The organism is Streptosporangium sp. NPDC050855 (genome assembly GCF_044456585.1).
Classification (GTDB): Bacteria; Actinomycetota; Actinomycetes; order Streptosporangiales; family Streptosporangiaceae; genus Streptosporangium; species Streptosporangium longisporum.
Map to the genome: position 1 here is coordinate 993796 of NZ_JBITFY010000001.1, position 22222 is coordinate 1016017.

General features: G+C 72.4%; 19 protein-coding genes. 11 read left to right on the plus strand and 8 right to left on the minus strand.

The features are described 5' to 3' along the window. Positions 1–79 precede the first annotated feature (79 nt). The 4 genes from ACIBCT_RS04535 (at position 80) to ACIBCT_RS04550 (ending at position 4912) form a co-directional block, all read left to right on the plus strand. Positions 80–1537, plus strand: a complete 1458-nt coding sequence (locus tag ACIBCT_RS04535; RefSeq protein ID WP_399185980.1) for an LVIVD repeat-containing protein — start codon at positions 80–82, stop codon at positions 1535–1537. 422 nt (positions 1538–1959) lie between these two features. Further along, complete coding sequence (locus ACIBCT_RS04540; RefSeq protein ID WP_399186099.1) at positions 1960–3285, plus strand: LVIVD repeat-containing protein; 1326 nt, start codon at positions 1960–1962, stop codon at positions 3283–3285. A gap of 287 nt (positions 3286–3572) precedes the next feature. Further along, positions 3573–4556: a hypothetical protein gene (locus ACIBCT_RS04545; protein ID WP_399185981.1), complete on the plus strand. Its 984-nt coding sequence runs from the start codon at positions 3573–3575 to the stop codon at positions 4554–4556. Beyond that, positions 4556–4912 carry a GntR family transcriptional regulator gene (locus ACIBCT_RS04550; protein ID WP_399185982.1) on the plus strand — a complete coding sequence of 119 codons (357 nt, stop codon included), beginning with the start codon at positions 4556–4558 and terminating at the stop codon, positions 4910–4912. The genes ACIBCT_RS04545 and ACIBCT_RS04550 overlap by 1 nt, the downstream gene beginning before the upstream one ends. Positions 4913–5006: 94 nt before the next feature. On the opposite strand, the gene ACIBCT_RS04555 is transcribed toward ACIBCT_RS04550, so the two are convergent. After that, a complete protein-coding gene (locus ACIBCT_RS04555; protein WP_399185983.1) occupies positions 5007–6032 on the minus strand; it encodes an RDD family protein in 1026 nt (341 codons plus the stop codon). Positions 6033–6069: 37 nt separating this feature from the next. Between ACIBCT_RS04555 and ACIBCT_RS04560 the strand changes: the two genes are divergently transcribed. Continuing rightward, positions 6070–7065 carry a stage II sporulation protein M gene (locus tag ACIBCT_RS04560; protein ID WP_399185984.1) on the plus strand — a complete coding sequence of 332 codons (996 nt, stop codon included), beginning with the start codon at positions 6070–6072 and terminating at the stop codon, positions 7063–7065. A gap of 22 nt (positions 7066–7087) precedes the next feature. Here ACIBCT_RS04560 and ACIBCT_RS04565 read toward each other — a convergent pair whose 3' ends face one another. The 5 genes from ACIBCT_RS04565 to ACIBCT_RS04585 form a co-directional block, all read right to left on the minus strand. Then, on the minus strand, positions 7088–8470 hold the full coding sequence (locus tag ACIBCT_RS04565; protein ID WP_399185985.1) for a DUF58 domain-containing protein: 1383 nt from the start codon (positions 8468–8470) through the stop codon (positions 7088–7090). A 3-nt stretch (positions 8471–8473) separates the two neighbouring features. Continuing rightward, on the minus strand, positions 8474–9463 hold the full coding sequence (locus tag ACIBCT_RS04570) for an AAA family ATPase (RefSeq protein ID WP_399186100.1): 990 nt from the start codon (positions 9461–9463) through the stop codon (positions 8474–8476). 173 nt (positions 9464–9636) lie between these two features. Then, positions 9637–10731 (minus strand): DUF4350 domain-containing protein, encoded by a 1095-nt coding sequence (locus ACIBCT_RS04575; protein WP_399185986.1) that lies wholly within the window; start codon positions 10729–10731, stop codon positions 9637–9639. Between the two features lie 185 nt (positions 10732–10916). Continuing rightward, positions 10917–11585 (minus strand): DUF4129 domain-containing protein, encoded by a 669-nt coding sequence (locus tag ACIBCT_RS04580; RefSeq protein ID WP_399185987.1) that lies wholly within the window; start codon positions 11583–11585, stop codon positions 10917–10919. Further along, entirely contained in the window at positions 11582–12982 is a 1401-nt protein-coding gene (locus ACIBCT_RS04585) for a hypothetical protein (protein WP_399185988.1), read from the minus strand. The genes ACIBCT_RS04580 and ACIBCT_RS04585 overlap by 4 nt, the downstream gene beginning before the upstream one ends. A 339-nt stretch (positions 12983–13321) precedes the next feature. On the opposite strand from ACIBCT_RS04585, the gene mtrA reads away from it, so the two are divergent. The 6 genes from mtrA to ACIBCT_RS04615 all read left to right on the plus strand — a co-directional run bounded on the left by mtrA (position 13322) and on the right by ACIBCT_RS04615 (position 20426). Then, the gene (gene mtrA / locus ACIBCT_RS04590) at positions 13322–13999 is read left to right on the plus strand and encodes an MtrAB system response regulator MtrA (protein ID WP_030907316.1); all 678 of its coding nucleotides are present in this window, start codon (positions 13322–13324) and stop codon (positions 13997–13999) included. Positions 14000–14023: 24 nt separating this feature from the next. Continuing rightward, on the plus strand, positions 14024–15763 hold the full coding sequence (gene mtrB, locus ACIBCT_RS04595; RefSeq protein ID WP_399185989.1) for an MtrAB system histidine kinase MtrB: 1740 nt from the start codon (positions 14024–14026) through the stop codon (positions 15761–15763). A 40-nt stretch (positions 15764–15803) separates the two neighbouring features. After that, entirely contained in the window at positions 15804–17588 is a 1785-nt protein-coding gene (locus ACIBCT_RS04600; protein WP_399185990.1) for an LpqB family beta-propeller domain-containing protein, read from the plus strand. Positions 17589–17729: 141 nt separating this feature from the next. Next, the gene (locus tag ACIBCT_RS04605) at positions 17730–18434 is read left to right on the plus strand and encodes a ComF family protein (protein WP_399185991.1); all 705 of its coding nucleotides are present in this window, start codon (positions 17730–17732) and stop codon (positions 18432–18434) included. Positions 18435–18955: 521 nt separating this feature from the next. After that, a complete protein-coding gene (gene hpf, locus ACIBCT_RS04610) occupies positions 18956–19627 on the plus strand; it encodes a ribosome hibernation-promoting factor, HPF/YfiA family (RefSeq protein ID WP_399185992.1) in 672 nt (223 codons plus the stop codon). 94 nt (positions 19628–19721) lie between these two features. Beyond that, a complete protein-coding gene (locus ACIBCT_RS04615) occupies positions 19722–20426 on the plus strand; it encodes a response regulator transcription factor (RefSeq protein WP_329090540.1) in 705 nt (234 codons plus the stop codon). Positions 20427–20565: 139 nt separating this feature from the next. Here the strand turns inward: ACIBCT_RS04615 and ACIBCT_RS04620 are convergent, their stop codons facing one another. Together ACIBCT_RS04620 and ACIBCT_RS04625 are read right to left on the minus strand one after the other, a co-directional pair. After that, entirely contained in the window at positions 20566–21753 is a 1188-nt protein-coding gene (locus tag ACIBCT_RS04620) for a winged helix-turn-helix domain-containing protein (protein WP_399185993.1), read from the minus strand. A 127-nt stretch (positions 21754–21880) separates the two neighbouring features. Continuing rightward, complete coding sequence (locus ACIBCT_RS04625) at positions 21881–22186, minus strand: HGxxPAAW family protein (protein WP_399185994.1); 306 nt, start codon at positions 22184–22186, stop codon at positions 21881–21883. Positions 22187–22222 lie beyond the last annotated feature (36 nt).

Consider the following 22222-nt stretch of genomic DNA (forward strand, 5'->3'; position numbering starts at 1 on the left):
CAGTTGCTAACACTATGACAACTTGTCGCGCGAGGCGCTTGGGTAAACTATTTGGACTTTATGCTCCATTTATAGGTGCATGTACCAAGGAGGTCCACGAGTGTCCACCCTTTTCGGGAAGGGCCTGACCGGCCGTTTCCTGATCGCGGCAGGCATCGCCGCCGCGACGGCACTGGCCGCGCTACCCGCGCAGGCCGCTGACATCCCGGCGCCCGGTGAGATCGCCAAGAGCGCGAACATCGAGCACGTGCTCAATGTTCCCAAGCCCGCCGAGCTCCCCGACATCCACACCGACATGGCGTTCCAGGGCGACTACGCCTACGTCGGCAACTACTCCGGCTTCTCGATCTACGACATCCGGAAGCCGAAGCGGACCTCGCTGGTCAGCTCGGTGCTCTGCCCCGGCGGCCAGATGGACGTGGCGGTCTACGGCAACCTCCTCTTCGGCGCGGTCGACTCCCCCCGCAACAACGACTCCTGCAGCAGCGTCGGCCAGACGGCCGACGTCAAGGAGTCGTGGGAGGGTGTGCGGATCTTCGACATCAGCGACAAGAAGAACCCCAAGTACATCAAGGCGGTCGAGACCAACTGCGGCTCGCACACGCTGACCCTGGTCCCGGGCAAGGGCAGGGACCGTCGCAACGTCTACGTGTACGTGTCCTCGTACCGGCCGAGCGCCGCGTTCCCGGACTGCCAGCCGCCGCACGACAAGATCTCGGTCATCAAGGTGCCGCTGCGCACGCCCACCGACGCGGCCGTGGTCGCCACCCCGGTGCTCTTCCCGGACGGCGGCAACCCGGGTGACGGCCTGCCGTACCCGGAGGGGACCTCGGCGACGAGCGGCTGCCACGACATCACCGCCTACCCGGAGAAGAACATCGCGGCCGGAGCCTGCATGGGCGAGGGCATCCTGATGGACATCTCCGACCCGGTCGCCCCCAAGGTCACCGCCACGGTCCGGGACGACGAGAACTTCGCGTTCTGGCACTCGGCGACCTTCAACAACGAGGGCACCAAGGTGATCTTCACCGACGAGCTGGGAGGCGGCAGCAGGGCCACCTGCAACGAGGCGATCGGCCCCAACCGCGGCGCCAACGCCTACTTCGACCTCGTCGGCGGGCAGTTCGTCTTCAAGAGCTACTTCAAGATCGCCCGCCACCAGGCCGACACGGAGAACTGTGTCGCGCACAACGGCTCGCTGATCCCGGTCAAGGGCAAGGACATCATGGTCCAGGCCTGGTACCAGGGCGGCATCTCGGTCGTGGACTTCACCGACTCGGCCAACCCGCAGGAGATCGCGTTCTTCGAGCGCGGCCCCGACGAGACCGCCGCCCCGCTCAGCGGCGGCTTCTGGTCGGCGTACTACTACAACGGTTACATCTACGGTAGTGACTTCAACCTCGGCCTCGACGTGTTGAAGATCAACGACCGGCGCACGGACAAGGCGTCGAAGGTGAGGTTCGACATCCTGAACGCGCAGACCCAGGCCTCCTACCGGGAGGGCCACGGCCACGGCCACGGCCACGGTCACCACTGATCACGATCGACGGCGGGACGGCCGCCGGGTGCCCGGACGGGGCACCCGGCGGCCGTCCCTTTTCCGTCGCGGCGCGCCCGGTCCTCCCGGGCCGTCCGTCTCCCCGGAAGCCCGCGTCCGTGCGGCCGGTCCCGTCGCGGGCGCTCGCCGCCGGCATATGCCCAGGCCGGGGACCGGGACCTCGGACATCCCGACCCTCGCATGCGAAAAATGCATAAATCATAATGTCTACAAGATGCCAAGTAAAGGCCCTGTATCGCATTTTATTGTGACAAACCGACAGGGGATCCGCCCGAGCTGTCAAGGACGTTGTTTGTTAATTTATGGGTGCCTTATGTCTGCTCCTAGGAGGCACCCGAGTGTTCGCTCATCGAAGAGCCGTACGGGCGTTGGTGGTGGTCGCGACGGCCGCGGCCACGCTGATGTCCACGGTGTCCGCGCAGGCCAACGACATCCCCCCGCCCGGTGAGGTCGTCACCAGCCCCAACGTGACGCACGTGGGCACCCTGCCCAAGCTCCCCGGTCTCGAAGCCACCACCAACAGCGACATCGCCTTCCAGGGCGACTACGCCTACGTCGGCAACTACGGCGGCTTCTCGATCTACGACATCAGGAACCCCACGCGGGCCAAGCTGGTCAGCGGAGTCCTGTGCCCCGGCTCTCAGATGGACGTCTCCGTCCACGGCGACCTGCTGTTCACCGCGGTCGACAACTCCCGCAGCGACGACTCCTGCAACAGCGTCGGCCAGACGGCCGACGTCAAGGAGTCGTGGGAGGGTGTGCGGATCTTCGACATCAGCGACAAGAAGAACCCCAAGTACATCAAGTCCGTCGAGACCGACTGCGGCTCGCACACGCTGACCCTGGTCCCGGGCAAGGGCAGGGACCAGCGGCGCAACGTCTACCTGTACGTCTCCTCGTACAACCCGAGCGCCGCGTTCCCGGACTGCCAGCCGCCGCACGACAAGATCTCGGTCATCAAGGTGCCGCTGCGCAAGCCCACCGACGCGGCCGTGGTCGCCACCCCGGTCGTCTTCCCCGACGGCGGCAACGAGACCCAGCCGGGCCTGCTGCTGCCGACCAGCGGCTGCCACGACATCACCGTGTACGCCGAGAAGGACATCGCGGCCGGAGCCTGCATGGGTGACGGCGTCCTGTTCGACATCTCCGACCGGGAGAACCCGGTGGTCACCGAGCGGACCACGGACCCGAACTTCGCGTTCTGGCACTCGGCGACCTTCAACAACCGGGGCAACAAGGTGATCTTCACCGACGAGCTCGGCGGTGGAAGCCTGGCCACCTGCAACGAGGCCACCGGCCCGACCCGGGGTGCCGACGCCGTCTACGAGATCGTCAAGGGCAAGCTCGTCTTCAAGGGCTACTTCAAGATCGGCCGCCACCAGACCGACACGGAGAACTGTGTCGCGCACAACGGCTCGCTGATCCCGGTCAAGGGCAAGGACATCATGGTCCAGGCCTGGTACCAGGGCGGCGTCTCCTTCGTGGACTTCACCGACCCGGCCAACCCGAGGGAGTTCGGCTACTTCGAGCGCGGCCCCGAGCCCGACGGCGGACGCGGCGGCATCTGGTCCGCGTACTACTACAACGGGTACGTCTACGCGAGCGACTTCCGCCGGGGACTGGACGTCCTGCGGATCGACGACCGCCTGACCGACCCGGCCAAGCGGGTCCGCATGGACCGGCTGAACGTGCAGACCCAGAGCTCCTACCCGGAGCGCCGGCACTGACCGCCCGGCGGGCCGCCGTCCCGTGTCCCTGACGGGGGCGGCGGCCCGCGACGACGGATCCGTCGACCGACGGGTCCGCCCCACCGTGAACGACGCCCCGGCCGCCTGCGGCCGGGGCGTTTCGGCGTGACGGAACCCTCTCCCGTCGGCCATGGTCCAGGCCATGTCGCGACTGTTTAGACTGTTATAGTCTAATGCAAATAGTAGGAGGTGGGATCGTGTTCATTCCCCTGTCCGCAGCGTCTCCCTGCCGCTCCGATCACGCCGCGCCGGGACGGACGCGCCGGTTGCTTCTGACGATCTTCGGCCCGGTGCTCCTCCTGACCGTCTCCCTGGCCGTGATCAGGTTGTACGGCGAGCACCTTCCCGCCCACGTCCGCTTCGCCGGGCGCCCCGTCCACACCGGGCAGGGGTTCACCTGGCAGGGCGCGTCCTTCCCGCAGGTCCTGGGGATGATGATGTGGATCGAGGCGGCGTTCGTCATCCCCTTCCTGTACTACTGGCGCCTGCCTCGGGTCCAGCGGGTGCTGGTGGCCCTGAGTTTCGCCGTCGGCCTGCACGCTCCGGTGTCGGGCCTGCTGCTGGCGTCGGCCACGGGCTCCGCGGCCCGGCCGGTGTGGCACGTGGCGGTGGAGGCCGTCGTGCTGGCGGTGGGGTTCGCGCTGGGCCGGGTGGCGGCGGGTCCGCTGCCACAGCCGCCCGAGGTGACCGCCGCACCACCGCCGCACGCCCCCGCCATGACGCTCGGCCCGCGGCAGCGTGTCCTGTTCACCACCTCGACCTGGTCGATCCGTACCCTGCTGGTCGCCACGACGCCGGCGGCGGCCACCGTGTCGATCGTTCTGTGGGACGACCTCGAATGGCAGCGCGTGGTGCTGCTCGTCGGGATGACGGTCTTCGTGGCGGCACAGGCGCGTACCCGCCTGCAGATCGACGGCTCGGGGGTGACCCTGCGAGTCCCCTGGATGCCCTTCCTGAGCCGTACCGTGCCGTATGCGCTGATACGGTTCGCCGAGGCCAGGAACGAGCCTCCCCCCTACCGCGGGCCGGCCGAGGCCGAGGCGGGCGTGGCGGGGAGCGAGCCCCCTCCCGGGCGGTACAGGCTGGGCGACGGCACGAACGGGTGGGGTGCCGTCAGCGGAAAGGGCCCGGTGCTCGCCCTGTCCCTGGCCGACGACCGGTGGTTCGTCTACTCCACGCGTGAGGCGCGGGAGGCGGCGGCCCTGGTCAACGGATGGCTGCACAGGCGACGACAGGCGGAGACGGCATAATGTTGATCACGGTTGATCCCTCGTCGGCCCAGCCGCTCGCCGACCAGGTGGCGGACTCGGTCCGCGTCGCGCTGGCCGGCGGCATGGTGGGCCCCGGGGATCGGCTCCCCTCGGCGCGGACCGTGGCCGCCGCCCTGGACATCAACCTGCACACCGTCCTGCGCGGTTACCAGCAGCTGCGCGAGGAGGGGCTGGTCGAGCTGCGCCGGGGCCGGGCGGCCGTCATCACCGGGCAGGCCGACGGGCTCCGCCTGCGGCTCGCCGCGGCGGCCGAGGAGTTCGCCAAGGCCGCGCGGCAGGCCGGTGCCTCCACCGAGGAGGCGCTCGCCGCGGCCCGCGAGGCCCTGGCGCGATGACGCGACCGGCACGACAGGCGTGACGAGCACAGCGACGGGCGCCGCGACGGGCGCGGTGGCGGTGGCGGTGGCGGTGGCGGTGGCGGGACGACGGTCAGGCCGGGGGGACGAAACCACCCGGGGTGGGGCCGCCCGCCCGGTCGGCGGGTTCGGGGGCGACCGGCGGACGAGCGGGCCCGGTCGGGTACTCGCCGGACGCGGGAACACCGGTCCGGTACGCGCCGGTCTGAGGAGCACCGGTCTGGTACGCGCCGCTCTGAGGAACACCGGCCTGGTACGCCCCGGATGAAGGAACACCGGGCCGGTACACGTCGGGTGCGGGAGCACCGGTCCGGTACGCGCCGGGTGCCGGCACGGCCGGGGGGTACGCGCCCGTGCTCCGGGCCAGGCGGAACTGCTCGCGGCGCCGGCGCTCGGCCAGGACGGCCGTCAGGTAGGCGAAGGGCGGCACGCCCGGCGGGGCGGGCGGGGAGACGAAGGCCGACACCTCGGTGGCGATGCGCACGCCCATCTGGTGCCGGACGGCGGGTGACAGGTCGTGCCAGCGCATGAGGTACTGCCGCGCGGTGGCCGCGACCTGCTCGGGCAGCCGGGACAGCTCCAGCGTCGCCGCCCACGCGGCGAGCGGCGGGGGCATGTCCAGCACCGGCCCGTACTGCCGGGGAGCACGCTCGGAGATCACCATGGTGCCGGAGAAGACGTCGCCGAGCCTCTTGCCCCGCTCCGAGATCAGCGAGCTGATCAGCGCGGGGGCGCCGCTGAGGATCCAGAACTCCAGGACCCCGGCCAGCCCGCGGAACAGGGCCTGACGGAACCGCTCGGGGCCACCGTCGTCGCTGACCACCCGGAGCCCCAGGGCGAGCTTGCCCAGGCTGCGCCCGCGGCTGAGCGTCTCGAAGATCACCGGATAGCCGACGAGCACGAGCACGCTGAGCGCGAGATAGACCATCGTGGTCAGGGCGGGGTCGTTCAGCAGGCCCAGGCTGCCGACCAGCAGGGAGACGCCCAGCAGCGTCGCGGCCTGGACGGCCATGTCGATCAGCAACGCCGCGGCCCTGCTCGGGAGCTGGGCGACGCGTACCTCTACGACCACGGCCTCGCCGGTTACGACATCGGACACATCCAGCACCCTACCTTCGACTGGATAGGCTGCCCGCGTGGACATCGACGCCTTCGTCACCGCGCACCGCCCCGCCTGGGACCGCCTGGAGGCCCTGATCCGGCGGCGCAGGTCGCTGAACGGCGCCGAGGTCGACGAGCTGGTCGACCTCTACCAGCGGGTGGCCACCCATCTGTCGCAGGTCCGCTCGGCCTCGGCCGACCCGATCCTGGTGGGCCGCCTGTCGGCGCTGGTGGCCCGGGCCCGCTCGGCCGTGACCGGCGCGCACACCCCCGCCTGGCGGGAGTTCGTCCGCTTCTTCACCGTCTCCTTCCCGGTGGTCGCCTACCGGGCCCGCCACTGGTGGGTGGCCACCACCGTCGCGTTCCTGCTGGTCTCCACCGTCGTCGCGGCCTGGGTGGCGGGAGACCCCGCGGTCCAGGCGGCGATCGCGACGCCCGAGCAGATCACCCAGCTCGTCGAGCACGACTTCGCCGACTACTACTCGGAGAACCCCGCGGCCTCGTTCGCCGGGCAGGTCTGGGTGAACAACGCCTGGGTCTCGATGCAGGTCATCATGATGTCCCTGCTGCTCGGCCTGCCGATCCCGTACGTCCTGTGGGAGAACGCGCTCAACGTGGCGGTCTCGGCCGGGCTGATGGCCTCGCGCGACAAGCTGGACATCTTCTTCGGCCTGATCACCCCGCACGGTCTGCTGGAGCTGACCGCGGTGTTCCTCGCCGCGGCCGTCGGCATGCGCCTCGGCTGGACGGCCGTGGACCCGGGCCCGCGAGGGCGCCTGGAGGCCCTGGCGGAGCAGGGCAGGGCCGTGATGAGCGTGGCCCTGGGCCTGGTCGTGGTGCTCCTCGTCTCCGGCCTGATCGAGGGCCTGGTCACCCCCTCGGGGCTGCCCACCTGGGCCCGGATCGGCATCGGCGTGGTGGCCGAGGTCCTCTTCCTCGCGTACGTGATCTTCTTCGGCCGCCGGGCCCTGGCCGACCGCGAGACCGGCGACATGGAACGCGCCCCCGATCTCGCCCCGAGCGCCGGCTGACCGTTCCCGCGGGGCGCGGTTCTCAGAGCCGTCCGGCCGCCTTCAGCGCCAGGTAGGCGTCGGCCAGCGCGGGGGCGAGCCGCTCGGGAGCGGCGTCCACGACCTCCACGCCCTGCGCGCGCAGCAGGGCGGTGATCCTGCGCCGCCCTGCCGCCAGGTGTTCGGCCGCCGCGGCGCCGTAGACCAGCTCGGAGGTGCCGCGCCCGGCCGCCATCTCGGCCACCTGCGGGTCCGAGACCGCGGCCAGGAGAACCAGGTGCCGCGAGGAGAGCCGGGGGAGCACCGGCAGCAGGCCCTCCTCCAGCGCGGCCGGGTTGAGATCGGTCAGCACCACGACCAGGCAGCGCCGCCTGGCCCGTGACAGGACGGCGGCGACCATCCCGGCCGAGTCGGCCTCGACCAGCTCGGCCTCGATCGGGGCCATGGTGGTGACCAGCGAGGAGAGCAGCTCCGCGCGGCCCGCGCCCGAGACCCAGGCCCGTACGGCCCGGTCGTGGGCCATGAAGTCGACCCGGTCACCGGCCCGCGAGGCCAGCGCGGCCAGCAGCAGCGCCGCGTCCATCGACCAGTCCAGGCGCGGCCAGCCGGGTACGACCCGCGCCTCACCGGCGAGACCGGCCCGGCCGGCCCGCTCGGTGACGGCCGCCGTGGCGGACGGCGGGATCGGGGAGATGCCCACCCTGCCCGCGGAGGTACGGCCGGTGTCCAGCACGATCAGCACCCGCCGGTCGCGCTCGGGCCGCCAGGTGCGCACCACGACGTCGGCGCGGCGCGCGGTGGCCCGCCAGTCGATCGAGCGGACGTCGTCCCCGGCCACGTACTCCCGCAGCGAGTCGAACTCGGTGCCCTGCCCGCGGACCATCGAGGGGTGCTGCCCCTCCAGCTCCCTGAGCCTGGACAGCTTGGCGGGCAGGTGCTTGCGGCTGAGGAAGGGCGGCAGCACCCGGACCGACCAGGGCACCCGGTGCGATCCCTGACGCGCCGCGACGCCCAGCGGGCCCAGCGCCCGTACGGTCACCGTGACCGCCTCGCGGTCGCCCCTGCGGGTGGGCGTGAGCGTGGTGACCAGGCGGCGGCGCTCGCCCGCGGGCACGTCCAGCGGCAGGTGCCGCGGGGTGGCCCCGGCCGAGGGGGGCCAGGCGTCCCTGAGCACGCCCCGCACCCGGCGCGGTCCGGGGTTCTCCACGATCAGCTCCACCGTCACCGACTCGCCGAGCCGTACGAGCCGCTCGCCCGACCGGGTGAAGCGCAGCGGGCGCACGCTCCCGGCCAGCAGCAGGTCGACCACGACCAGCGCCGCGATCAGCAGCGTCACCCCGGCCACCGCGGCTCCCGGAGCGGGCGCGAACAGTACGGCCAGGGTTCCCAGCAGGGCCAGCAGGGCGGCCCGTCCCGTCAGCGCCATGGGTCAGCGGGGGACGGGGACGGAGGCGAGGATGGCGTCGATGAGGCCGTCGGCGCTCGCGCCCTCCAGCTCGGCCTCGGGCCGCAGCTGGATCCGGTGCCGCAACGCGGGCCTGGCCAGCGCCTTGACGTCGTCGGGCGTCACGTAGCCGCGGCCGGACAGCCAGGCCCAGGCGCGGGACGCGGCCAGCAGCGCGGTGGCGCCACGCGGCGAGACGCCGAGCCGGAGCGCGGGCGACTGACGGGTGGCCCTGGCGATGTCCACGATGTAGCCGAGCACCTCGGGGCTCGTGTGCACCCGGCCTACCGCGGCGCGTCCCGCGGCGAGGTCGGCGGCGCCGGCCACGGCCCGGACGTGCGACAGGTCGCGCGGGTCGAAGCCGAGCGCGTGCCGTTCCAGCACCGCGACCTCCTGGTCGCGCGGCGGCAGCGGGACGGTCAGCTTGAGCAGGAACCGGTCGAGCTGGGCCTCGGGGAGCTGGTAGGTGCCCTCGTACTCGACGGGGTTCTGGGTGGCGGCCACGATGAACGGGTCGGGCAGGGCGCGCGCGTCCCCCTCCACGCTGATCTGGCGCTCCTCCATCGCCTCCAGCAGCGCGGCCTGCGTCTTCGGGGGCGTGCGGTTGATCTCGTCGGCGAGCATGAGGTTGGTGAAGACGGGTCCCTCGCGGAACTCGAACTCCGAGGTCTTCGCGTCGTAGATCAGCGATCCGGTGATGTCGCCGGGCATCAGGTCGGGGGTGAACTGCACCCGCTTGAAGTCGAGCGAGAGCGCCGCGGCCAGGGTCCTGACCAGCAGGGTCTTGGCGACGCCGGGCACGCCTTCGAGCAGTACGTGTCCCCGGCAGAGCAGCGCGATCACCAGGCCGGTGACCACGGCGTCCTGGCCGACGACCGCCTTGGACACCTCCGTCCTGAGGGCCGCCAGCGCCTGCCGCGCGGCGTCCGCCCCCGGCACCTCCGGTGCCCCCGGCCCGTTCGGCGCGCCCTGCATCCCCGGTGCGCCCTGGGTCCCGGGCGCCCCTGACGTCATCGGCGCCCCCGGCCCGTGCGGTGCCCCGGGGCCGTGCGGTGCCCCGGGTCCGTGCGGTGTCCCGGGCGTGCCCGGCTCGGTCCCGGCGGGGGAGGAGACCGTCGCGGCGAGATCGCCGTTCCCCGGTGGTGTGGTCACGACTTTCCGACCTGCCTTTCCACGAAGTCCATGTATGCGGCCAGGGCCACCAGCCCGGCCTCGTCGGCCGGCGGCGGCCCGTACAGGGCGGCGCCGATGTGCGGCGCGGCCTGGCCGGTCCGTTCGGCGATCGCGTTCACCAGGGCGTCGGCCCCCGCCCCGGAGGGCAGGCCGAGCCGGGGGGTGACCCGGTCGGTGAAGCCCTCGCGCAGCGCCGCGGCGGCCCGGTCCCGGGCCCGCCTCGCCCGGTACAGCCTCGCACGTCCCTCGACGGTCTCGGCCGCCCTGACCACGACGGGCAACCGTTCGGTCACCACCGGGCCGAGCCTGCGGCCCCGCCACAGCGCCAGCAGCAGCACCGCGAGGAACAGCTGCACCACGGCCCACCTGACCCCCTCGGGGACCAGGTCGTAGAACCCCGCGGGCCCGTCCGACTGCGGGCCGGTCTCCGGGACGGTCAGCCAGATCAGGGTGGGCCTGGCACCGGCGAGGTTCATCGCCAGCGCGGCGTTGCCGTCCTCGGCGAGCCGGAGGTTGGTCATGAACGCGTCGTCGCCGGTCACGGTGACCGTCCTGCCCCCGGTGGAACGGGAGACCAGGGTGGGCCGTCCGCCCGAGGGATAGCAGCCGACGGCCCCGGCCGGTGCGACATAGGTCATGCCGCCGACGTGGGCACTGCCCGCCCGCGTCGCGGCCGGCAGCCGGCAGCCGGGTTCGCGGGAGCGTACCCGCGCCTCGCGGACCGGGGTCACGCCCGGTGCGAGCAGCCGCAGGTGCCGGCCCACCCCGGCGAGCAGCAGGTCGCCGGGGATCGCGGCGAGCCGTCCGGCGTCCCCGGCGGTGAGCGGGAAGGCCGAGGTCACCAGCAGCGTGCTGCCCGCCGGTCCGGCCCGTCCGGCCTGGGCGGCAGCCTCGGCCACCGAGGTGACCGGCAGCACCCGTACGCCCTGGGCCTGCAGCAGCCGGGCCAGGCCCCTGCCGCCGGACAGGGAGGCGTCGGCCGGGTCCAGGAGCCTTCCGCCCTGGCCGGAGCCGCCCAGCAGCACGCCGGCCACCGCGCCCGCGACCACCACCAGCGCCACCAGGAGCATGCCCCTGCCGCCGCGCCACAGACCGGCGGCGGTCGGGGAGACGGAGGTCGTGGCAGCGGCGGAGCCTGAGGAACCCGCGGAGCTCGCGGAACTCGGGGACGGCGTCAGGGGTCCCGGGGAGGCGGGGCCGGATCCGGGCGAGGGGGCCGCGAGGGCCGCGTCGGCCCGGCCGGGCGCGGCCGGGCTCACGGCGCCGCCGTCGGTGCCGCCGGCGTCGCGACCGCCGAGGGGCGGGCCGCCCGCAGGTGCTCGTCGAGATCACGCATGATCCGGTACGCCTCGGGCGTGCCGGGCACCTCGCCGTAGGTCACGTCGTCGAACACCCGGGCCGCCACGGTCAGCTCGGCGGCCAGCGCGGGCAGCGCACGCCCGGCCTCGGCGGCCAGCTCCCCGGCGGTGCGGCCGGGGGCGACGTCGACGATCACGCGGTCCTCCAGGTCCCGGGCGACGGCCCGGAGCCGTTCACGGACCGCCTCGGCCCACCTGCCCTGTTCCGCCAGCCGCTCGGCGGCCTCGCGGTGCTCGGCGGCGGTGAGGCGGCGGTCGCCGAAGACCCCCCCGGTACGCGCGGTGCCGCTCCGGGAGGTCCTGCGGGCGACCAGGAGCAGGGCGACGACGGCGGCGACCACGATCGCGACGAGGGCGGTCCGCGCGGCCACGCTGCCGACGACGCCGATGGCGTCCTGGTCCAGCAGGTCCCCGAAGAACTGGTCCATCCACCGGGAGAAGCGGTCGAGCGATGACTCCCTGGCGTACTCCGGCCCGAGCAGTTCCCCGGAGGCCCGGCGCCGGGCCTCCTCGCGGTCGATGCCGACCGGGGGCGTCAGGGCCGGGAGGGTCGGCAGGGAGATCACGGGGCTCCCCGGTCCGGCCGCTCCTGCCCGGGGAACAGGCCGGGCGCGACGGACGGGTCCCACAGGTCGTCGGTCGAGGCGTGCACCCAGCCCTGCCGCTGCTGCTCGATCGCCCCGGTCTGCAGCACCAGGTCGAAGGCCTCGACGCGCATCCGCCGGTCGGCGTAGAGCAGGCCGTTGACCGCGGCCTGCAGGGGATAGGTGATCATCGAGCCGAGGGTGACCCCGACCGCGATGAGCACCGCCGCGAGGATCTTCGAGGTGAGGGAGCCGTCGCCCAGGACGCCGAGGAAGGTCCCGCCGAACACGAAGGGAAGGGCGAGCGCCTGGCCGATGAGGAAGGCGATGATCTGGGTGAGGATCAGGATGCCCAGGGTCCGCCAGAAGCCGCCCGTGATCAGCTGCCAGGACCTGCGCAGCGAGTCGACGACCCCGCGCCGCTCCAGCACCGCGGCGGACGGGGCCAGCGCCAGCCGGGTGGTGAAGAACATGGCGTAGGCGATGAAGGCCAGCAGTGCGAGCACGCCCGCGATACCCGTCGCCGCGTACCCGGCCCCGGTCGCGGCGAGCGCGGCGAAGAGCCCCACGATCAGCAGGATCGGGACGAGCATGATCAGCAGGGTGACGCCCACCAGCCCGAACAGGGTCGGCACCCGGCCGCGGGTGCGCGCCCAGGCCTCGCCCGCCGTCATCCTCCCGCCGAAGACCGCGCGGCCCAGGATGGCGGTGATCACACCGGTCAGCAGCGTGACCGCGACGAACTGCACGCCGTAGGAGATCAGGGTGCCGCCGTAGTCGGCGAAGAAGCCGGCGTCGGGCACGTTGGCCGCGTCGGGGTCCTGGATGGCCGCGCCGATGGAGTCCAGGGCGAGCGTCTGGGATATCGCCAGCGGGATGGCCGCCAGCGCGGCGGCGATCGCCGACAGGCCCAGGACGCTCTTCGGGTTGGAGCGCATCAGCTTGATCGCGCCGTCCAGGATGTCGCCCAGGCCGAGCGGGCGCAGCGGGATGATCCCGGGCCGCATCGCCGGGGGCGGCGCGCCGTAGGGCTGCTGACCGTACGGAGGCTGCCCATATGGCTGCTGCCCGTAGGGAGGCCCGCCCTGGGGAGGCGGCTGCCCGTACGGCTGCTGCCCGTACGGCTGCTGACCGTGGGGCGGCTGCCCGTGGGGCGGTCCCTGCGGGGGCGGTGCCTGCCCGTACGGGGGCCAGGGGCCGGGGGCGGACTGCGGTGCCGGTCCCGCGGGCGGGGCCGGGGAGGCGCCGGGGGTCGCGCCGGGCGCGGTCCACGGCGATCCCGGGGCGTCGCCGTACGGCGGAGGTTGGTTGGACGCCCAGCCCGGGGGAGTGCCGGGGGCGTCGGGAGCGCCGGGAGTGGTGCCGTGACCGTCTGACATATCCCAATCCTGGCATGTGGACACACCGTTCGTGGTGATCGGGCGATCACGTACCCGTTTCACCCGCGGAGATCGGCGGAGATGCCGGAGAGATGGCCGAGACACCGCCGTCTGCCGCAGACTGGGACCGTGGTCATCACCGCCCGGTGCCCGCAGTCGCCGGGCAGGGGGCGGCCGTGCGGGGGCATCACTGTCCGTTCCACGTCGTGTACGCCTAAAATTCGTCATTCGGACGCCCGGTCATCGACCGGTGTCATCCAGTAGGCGGACGAGGGTAATCTTCGACCACCGAGCGGTTTATCCCATTACTCCCGAACTGCGTAAACCGAATGAGGGGCCATGAAAGGACGCGTGCTGGTCGTCGACGACGACGCGGCTCTCGCCGAGATGCTCGGGATCGTGCTGCGCGGGGAGGGTTTCGAGCCTTCCTTCGTCTCCGACGGGGACAAGGCGCTCGACGCGTTCCGCGACACCCGGCCGGACCTGGTCCTGCTCGATCTGATGCTGCCCGGTGCCGACGGCATCGACGTCTGCAGGCGCATCCGGGCCGAGTCCGGGGTGCCGATCGTCATGCTGACGGCCAAGAGCGACACCATCGACGTGGTGCTGGGGCTGGAGTCGGGGGCCGACGACTACATCGTCAAGCCCTTCAAGCCCAAGGAGCTCGTCGCCAGGGTCCGCGCCCGGCTGCGCCGCACCGACGAGCCGACGCCGGAGATCCTGCAGATCGGTGACATCACCATCGACGTCGCCGGGCACTCGGTCAAGCGGGAGGAGGAGACCATCAACCTCACCCCGCTGGAGTTCGACCTGCTGGTCGCCCTGGCCCGCAAGCCGCGCCAGGTCTTCACCCGCGAGGTCCTGCTGGAGCAGGTCTGGGGCTACCGCCACGCGGCCGACACCCGCCTGGTCAACGTGCACGTCCAGCGGCTCCGGGCCAAGATCGAGAAGGATCCGGAGCACCCCGAGATCGTGGTGACGGTCCGCGGGGTCGGATACAAGGCCGGACCGGCCTAGCCGCGGCTCCCCCCGGACCCCGTGATGCCCTCCGCACCGAAGAGACGCCGTCGCACCCCGCGCCAGCTGCTGCGGGGTGCGCGGCGGCGTACCCGGCGCGCGGCCGGGCGGGTGCGCCGGATCTTCTGGCGTTCGCTCCAGCTGCGCGTGGTCACCAGCACGATGGTCATCTCCATCGTGGTCGTCGCCGTGCTCGGCGTCTTCCTGATGCAGCAGATCGTCAGCGCCACCCTGGAGAACAGGGAGATCGCGGCGAAGAGCGAGGCGCAGGCCGACAGGAACGCGGTGCTCGGCTATCTCAGCCAGCCGGCCGCCGAGACCGCCAAGCAGCCCGCCGACTCGGGGCAGGCGCTCCCCGGGGCCGGGGACACCCCGCTCGGCCAGGCCACCGCCGCCCTCGCCCGCCGCGCGGGGTCCGCCAGCCGGTACTCGGTGATCATCCGTAACGAGACGCGGCCCGGTGAGTTCTACGGGACCACGAACATCGACCCGATCAGCATCCCGGCCAGGCAGCGCGAGGAACTGTTCAGGAAGGAGCCCGGCGAGGAGACCACCTGGTACACCCCGCTGCACTACCTGGGCCAGCGGGAGACCGTCCCGGGCATCGTCATCGGCACCCGGCTGGACACCTTCGGCACCCCCCTGGGCTCCTCGTACGAGATCTACCACCTGGTCCCGCTGGAGCGGGAGGAGCTGATCCTCGCCTCGGTGCAGCGGATGCTCGTCCTGGTCGGCGCGGGGCTCGTGCTGCTGCTGGCCGCCATCGCCTCGCTGGTCACCCGGCAGGTCGTCACGCCGGTCCGGCTGGCCAGGCAGGCCGCCGAACGGCTGGCCGCGGGCCGCCTGGACGAGCGCCTGAAGGTCCGCGGCGAGGACGACCTGGCCAGGCTGGCCGCCTCCTTCAACGACATGGCCGCGAACCTGGCCCTCAAGATCCACCAGCTGGAGGAGCTCTCCCAGGTCCAGCGCCAGTTCGTCTCGGACGTCTCGCACGAGCTGCGCACCCCGCTGACCACCGTGCGGATGGCCGCCGACCTGCTCTTCGACGCCCGCGAGGACTTCGATCCGATGGCCGCCCGGTCGGCGGAGCTGATGCAGAACCAGCTCAACCGGTTCGAGGCGATGCTCGCCGACCTGCTGGAGATCAGCCGCTACGACGCGGGCGCGGCCGACCTCGACGTCGACTCCGTCGACGTCAGGGACGTGGTGCTGCGCGCCGTGGCCGACTCCGAGGCGCTGGCCGAGCGCCACTCCACCCGCTTCGACCTGCGTCTTCCCAGTGAGCCGTGCATGGCCGAGATGGACAGCCGCAGGGTCGAGCGGATCCTGCGCAACCTGCTGTTCAACGCGATCGAGCACGGCGAGGGCCGCGACGTGGTGGTCTCTGTCGCCGCCGACAGGGACGCGGTGGCGGTGGCCGTACGCGACCACGGGGTGGGCCTGAAGGCCGGCGAGGAGAACCTGGTCTTCGACCGCTTCTGGCGGGCCGACCCGTCCCGGGCCCGCACCATCGGCGGCACCGGCCTGGGCCTGGCCATCTCCCGCGAGGACGCGATCCTGCACGGCGGATGGCTGCAGGCGTGGGGCGCGCACGGGGAGGGCTCGCAGTTCCGGCTCTCCCTGCCCCGGGTGGCCGGGGCGGTGCTGCGGGGCTCGCCGCTGCCGCTGGTCCCGCCGGAGGTGGAGATGCGCCGCACCTGGCGCGGGCAGATGACGCCGGTGCTGTCGCCGGCCGCGAGCGACGGGGGACGGGATGCCGACTAGGGGCGGCCCGCGGCCGCTTTCGCCGCGGCCCGGGGTGCCGGTGGCGCGGGGCAGGATCGCGCGCCGGGCCGGGGCGGTGCTCCTGGCCGTGGTCACGGCGTGGGGGACGGCCTCCTGCTCGGTCATCCCCACCGGCGGCAAGTCCGTCGTGTCCGTCGACGACGAGCGCAAGGGGGACCAGCTGGGCGACCCGTACGCGCGGGTCATCGCCATGCGGCCGAAGCCCGGCTGGTCGCCCGAGGAGGTCGTCACCGGTTTCCGCGCCGCCATGGCGAGCCTGGACGACCCCGGCTTCGGCATCGCCCGCGAGTACCTGGCCGCCGACTTCGCCGCCAAGTGGAACCCGGGCAGCGGCGTCACGGTCTACCGGCAGGGCGCGTACGAGAGGTTCGCGCCGCTCAGGACCGAGGACAGGCAGGCCCAGGTCACGCTCAAGGGCACCAAGGTCGCGACCATCGACCCGGACGGCCGCTACCGGCCGGGCGGCGGCCCGCTGAACGAGCCCTTCACCCTCTCCATGCAGGCGGGCGGGGAGTGGCGGATCAGCTCGGCCCCGGACGGGCTGCTGCTGTCCGAGGCCGACGTCGCCCGCGGCTACCTGCCGGTGGACCTGTACTTCCTCGACGCCCGGCGCAAGGCGCTGGTGGCCGACCAGGTACGGGTGCCCATCGACCCGGGGGCCAACTTCGCCAAGACGACGGTCGAGCGGCTGCTGCGGGGACCGAGCAGCTCCCTGAAGGACGCGGTGCGCACCGCCTTCACCGGTGTCGGGCTCCTCGACGTCACCACCGAGAACAACCGGGTCGTCGTCGACCTCGACGACAGGGTGCCCGCCGACCTGATCGACCCGATGTCGGCCCAGCTCGCCGCCACGCTGTCCGCGCTCACCAAGGGCGGCCTGGGCTTCGAGGTCAAGGTCAACGGCGAGTCCTACCACCCGGACGCGCCCCTGCGCATCGACGCCCAGAAGCAGTCGAGCTTCGACTCCTGGCTGGCCCCCGGCACCGTCGAGCCGTTCTACCTCTCCGGGGGCGGCCTGCGGCTGCTGGGCAAGGAGAACACCGGGCAGCCCGTACCGGGCAGGGCCGGGCAGAAACAGCAGGGCGACCACCCGCCGGCGATCAGCGGGGAGGCCGAGAGGCAGGTGGCCGAGCTGTCCCAGGAGCGCACGGACATCTCGGTCGCGCCGATCGCCGCCGGAGGCGAGTGGCGGATCTGGGTGACCGGGCACTCCCTGGCGCCGCCCGCCTGGGACCGCTACCACACGCTCTGGGTGGTGGACCGGCCCAACGACCACACCTCGGTCGTGAGCCGGTACGAGAGCGGCGGCAAGCGCCACTACCGGGTGCAGGCCCCCGACCTGGAGACGGTCTTCGTCAAGTCGCTCAAGGTCGCGCGGGACGGGGTGCACGTCGCGGTGATCGTCAAGGACGGGCTGGGCGAGCAGGTCCAGGTCGGCACGGTGATCGGCGAGAAGGAGCGCACCCGCATCACCAACCTGCAGACCGTGGTGCACAGCGAGGCCGGCCGGAAGATCGAGGACATCGCCTGGAACGACGGCAGGACCCTCTACGTGCTCACCGGGACCTCGGAGCTCCTGGAGGCGTCGGTCGCCGCCGAGCCCGTCTCGCTGGGCACCGGCTCGCGGATCAAGAGCATCACCGCCCTGGACGGCAGGCTGCTGGCCGGGGCCGAGAACGAGCAGGGCGAGCGGCAGGTCTTCTACTGGACCTCCACCAAGTGGGAACCGCTGGTCAAGCACGAGGACGGCTCGACCGACTTCGTGGAGAACGGCCCCTCCTTCCCGGTCTTCCCGCTGGACTGAGCGCCGGGGCGGCCCGGTGGTCCCCGGGCCGCCCGGTCCTTTCGCGCCCGGGCCGCGGGCGGGTGCCCCCGGTCCGCGCGGGACTCCCGCCGGTGCCCTGGGCTGGGCTTTTTTGTCGGTGCGGTATGGCACGGTGAATTCGTGACGACCGCCATGCTCGACCTGATCCTGCCGCCCCGCTGCGCCGGATGCGACGCGCCGGGCGCCCTCGTCTGCCCCCGCTGCGCGGCGGAGCTGCACGGGGAGCCCGCCCGCCGCACCCCCGACCCGGCCCCGCCCGGCCTGCCGGACTGCTGGTCGGCCGCCGAGTACACCCCCGCCGTACGGCGGGCGATCATCGCCTACAAGGAGCGCGGGCGCACCGCCCTGGCTCCGCCCCTGGCCGGGGCGCTGGCCCTGGCCGTCGCCACCGCGGCCGGTGAGCGGCCGGTGCTGCTCGTGCCGGTGCCCAGCGCCCGCCCGGCGCTGAGGCGCCGCGGGCACGACCCGGTCGCCCGGCTCGCCGAGCTCGCGGCCGGTTACCTCCGGGAGGCCGGCTGGCCGGCGACCGTGGCGCGGGTGCTCGCCCAGCGCCGCCGGGTCGCCGACCAGGCGGGGCTCAGCTCTCTCCAGCGGGCCGCGAACCTCTCCTCGGCCTTCACGGTCGCGGTCGGCCGCAACGCGCCCGTGCCGCGCTCCTGGGGCGGCACGGAGGCGATCGTGCTGGTCGACGACGTCGTCACCACCGGGGCGACGCTCGCCGAGGCGGCCAGGGCGCTCCGGGAGGTGGGCGTGACCCCCTCGCTGGCCGCCACGGTCGCCGCGACACGCCGGAGAACACGATCCGAAGATCGTGACCCTGGGTGAGGCCCCCGCCGTGACGGTTCCCTCACCCCGCGGCCACACCTCGCTGTCCTCGACGCGCCGTCGGCGCTGCTCATCACCGGGGCCCGGAACGCGGCCCGGCCGCTCCACCGCCCCCCGGACGGAGCCTCCCCCGGGCCCGGACCGGGCCGCGGACTACGCAAAGTGATCCTTTGATCGGCCGCCGTGCTGACATTCGGCCTGGATACGGATAGCGTCTGAGCCATGGCACCCGCTCGGGTCCGTGGTTGCGCCGGACCGACCTCCGAAACGAGGCCGGCCCGGCTAGCCGATGCCAGCCGCAGGCGAAACGGTCCACGTAAGACGACTTCTCGTCGATCGATCACGGTGCGGCTTAGAGGTAAGTCCTGCCTTCCCAAGGAGCCAGATGTTCCTTGCCAGGAGAGAAGGGCATGTAGTGGCAAAGAGCTGCGAAACCCTCAGCAGGCGGATGTGGGGACGAAGACCAGGTCGGCCGAGCGGGTGTCGCAATACCACCGTCGAGATTCGAAGGGGGGCTGTGCATGGAGATCATCGTCAAGGGTCGGCACACCGGAGTGAGTGACCGATTCCGTGACCACGTGAACACCAAGCTGGCCAGGATCGAGCGTTTGGACCACAAGCTCATTCGCGTTGACGTGGAGGTGTCCAAGGAACGTAATCCGCGCATCGTCGACCAGCGTGAGCGGGTCGAGCTCACCATCCACTCACGTGGTCCCGCGGTCCGGGCGGAGGCCTCGGCCGACGACCGCTTCGCCGCCCTTGACATAGCACTCGGAAAACTCGAAGGACGGCTGCGGCGCCTGGCCGACCGCCGGAAGATCCACCACGGCAACCACTGCCCTCCGTCGGTCGCCGAGCTGACCGCCGGCGCGCTGGCGGAGTCCCTGGAGAGCGACCCCGGCGCGGTGCTCACGAAGCAGCCCGAGGCCGAGGCCGACGTGGAGAGGAACACGGAGGACGACCTCCCCGAGGACGAGTCGCTCATCCCGATCCAGATGGACGGCGACGGGCCGCTGATCGTCCGGGAGAAGTCCCACAAGGCCGAACCGATGACGATCGACCAGGCCCTCCTCGAGATGGAGCTGGTCGGGCACGACTTCTACCTGTTCCGCGACAAGGAGAGCGGGCAGCCGAGCGTCGTGTACCTGCGTCAGGGGTACAACTACGGCGTGCTGCGGCTCGTCGAACCCTGACGGCCGCGTTCGAAGATCCTCTCCGACCAACCGAGGACCATGAAACCCGTGTCATCATGGCGGTCCACCGGCTCTGGCCCCCCGAGGAGGAGGCGTGACGGAACCCGACGACGCAACCGGCCCGACCGGGCGCGGTGAACCGATCCGTGTGCTGATCGTTGACGATCACGCGCTGATCCGCCGCAGTCTGGAGATGGCGCTGGCCGCCGAGACGGACATAGAGGTTGTCGGCGAGGCGAGCGACGGTCAGGAGGCGGTCGAGCTCGCCGACCGCCTCACCCCGGACGTCATGCTCATGGACGTCCGGATGCCACGCAGGAGCGGCATCGAGGCCACCCGCGAGATCAAGGCCTCGGTGCCGAGCACGCGGATCATCATGTTGACGGTGAGCGACGAGGAGGAGGACCTCTTCGAGGCGATCAAGGCGGGGGCCACCGGCTACCTGCTGAAGAACGTCCAGCTCGACGAGGTCCCGGAGGCCGTGCGCGGCGTCCACGAGGGGCAGTCGCTGATCAATCCGGCGATGGCCGCCAAACTCATCAGCGAGTTCGCCAACATGAGCCGCAAGGAGGCCGAACGGCCCCCGCAGCTCCCCGTCCCGCGCCTGACCGAGCGGGAGATGGAGGTCCTCCGCCTGGTCGCCAAGGGGATGAACAACCGCGAGATCGCCAAGCAGCTGTTCATCTCGGAGAACACCGTGAAGAACCACGTCAGGAACATCCTGGACAAGCTTCAGCTGCACTCCAGGATGGAGGCCGTGGTCTACGCGGTCCGCGAACGGATGCTGGAGATCACCTGACCTGCCGCCGACGCGGTGAGCGCCCAGGCGTTCACCGCGTCGGCGCCGTCCGTCCCGGAGCCCGGTCGGGCCGCCCGGCCCGGAGCCCGGTCCGAGGCGTCCGGCCCGGGTTCGGGGTGCCCGGTCCGGGGCGCCCGGCTCAGGGTTCCCGGTTCAGGGCGTCTCGCAGGGGACCGGCGAGCGCCGCGTCCACCCGGTCGACGCGGACGGTCTCGCAGCCGACCCACCCGGCCGCCTCCCAAAGGGCCGCGGCCAGCGGGGCCGCGCCCCTGGCCGGGGTGACACCCGCCTCCAGGCTCACCTGGCGGGCCACCAGCACCGAGCCCTCCCGGGCCGGGTCGACCCGGCCGATCAGACGCCCTCCGGCCAGGACCGGCATCGTGAAGTAGCCGTGGACGCGCTTCTCCCGGGGCACGTACGCCTCCAGGCGATGGTTGAAACCGAACACCCGCGCGGTGCGGGCGCGGTCCCACACCAGGGAGTCGAACGGGGACAGCAGGGTCGTGCGGTGACGGCCCGAAGGGGCCGCCTCCAGCGCGGCCGGGTCGGCCCAGGAGTCGGCGGCCCGTTCCGGCCAGCCCGGGACGCGGACCGGCACCAGCCCGGTGATCCCCTCGGACAGGCACCTGTCCAGCAGCGACGCCTCGGGCGCCTTGAGGCGCAGGAAGTCGACCAGGTCGGCGCGGGTGGCCACCCCGAGCGCGCGCCCGGCCATCCCGGCCAGGCGGGTGACGCACTCGGCGTCGGAGAGGTCCTCGGCCAGCAGGTCCGCCGGCACCGCCCGCTCGGCCAGGTCGTAGACGCGCCGCCAGCCCACCCGGCGCGTGCAGACGACCTCGCCGGTGTCGAGCAGCCACTCGATGGCGATCTTGGAGTCCGACCAGTCCCACCACGGGCCGCCCTTCTTGGCGCCGCCGATGTCCGCGGTGGTGATCGGGCCGTTCTCGCGGACCAGGTGCAGCACCTTGCCGACGCTGTCGGGCACCTCGTGCCAGCGGAACTTCCTGGCCTTGAAGTACCTCCGGCGGAAGGCGTACAGCGGCCAGTCGCCGATCGGCAGGATGCACGCGGCGTGACACCAGTACTCGAACGCGCGGGCGGGCTCGTCCCAGTAGGCCCGCTCCACCGCCGCCCGGCCCACGGCGCCCAGCCGCGCGTAGGCGACCAGCTCGTGGGAGCGGGCCAGCACGGAGATCGTGTCGAGCTGGACGGCTCCGAGCCGGCGCAGGGTCGCGGGGACTCCGCCACGCCGGGCCTGCGCGCCCAGGAAGCCCTGGGCGTGCAGGATCACGCGGCGGGCCTCGTCGGGGGAGAGGGAGAGCTTCATGAACCGCCCCTGGGGAGACAACACGTCGTACGGCCGAGGCTAGCGCCTCACACCGACGAAAACGTTATGCCGGTGTCAACGGGGGAGTCCCCGCGCCGTCCCGTCCGCCCAGGGCGTGACGCCCGTGTCAGTCGAGGACGCTCTGCCCGCTGAGACCCTCGCTCGTGTTCGCGCGCGGGGCGTCCACGACGACGTCGGAGAAGACGTTGAAGACGAGCGTCAGCACGCCGCCCATGGCGCAGACCGCCACGCCCATCCAGAAGACCGTCCAGTTCGGGCCGATGCACAGGGCGACCCCGCCGATCGCGAAGCCCAGCAGGATCACGGTCACCGCGAGCCAGGACGACGCCCTGCCGCCGTGGCTTCCCTCGGGCGTCTCCCTCGTGCGGGGATGCCCGGCCTCGGTGGCCCTGGGGTTCTCTTCCGCCGTCACGGCCCCTCCTTCCAGATCCGGCGACACATCCGAAGG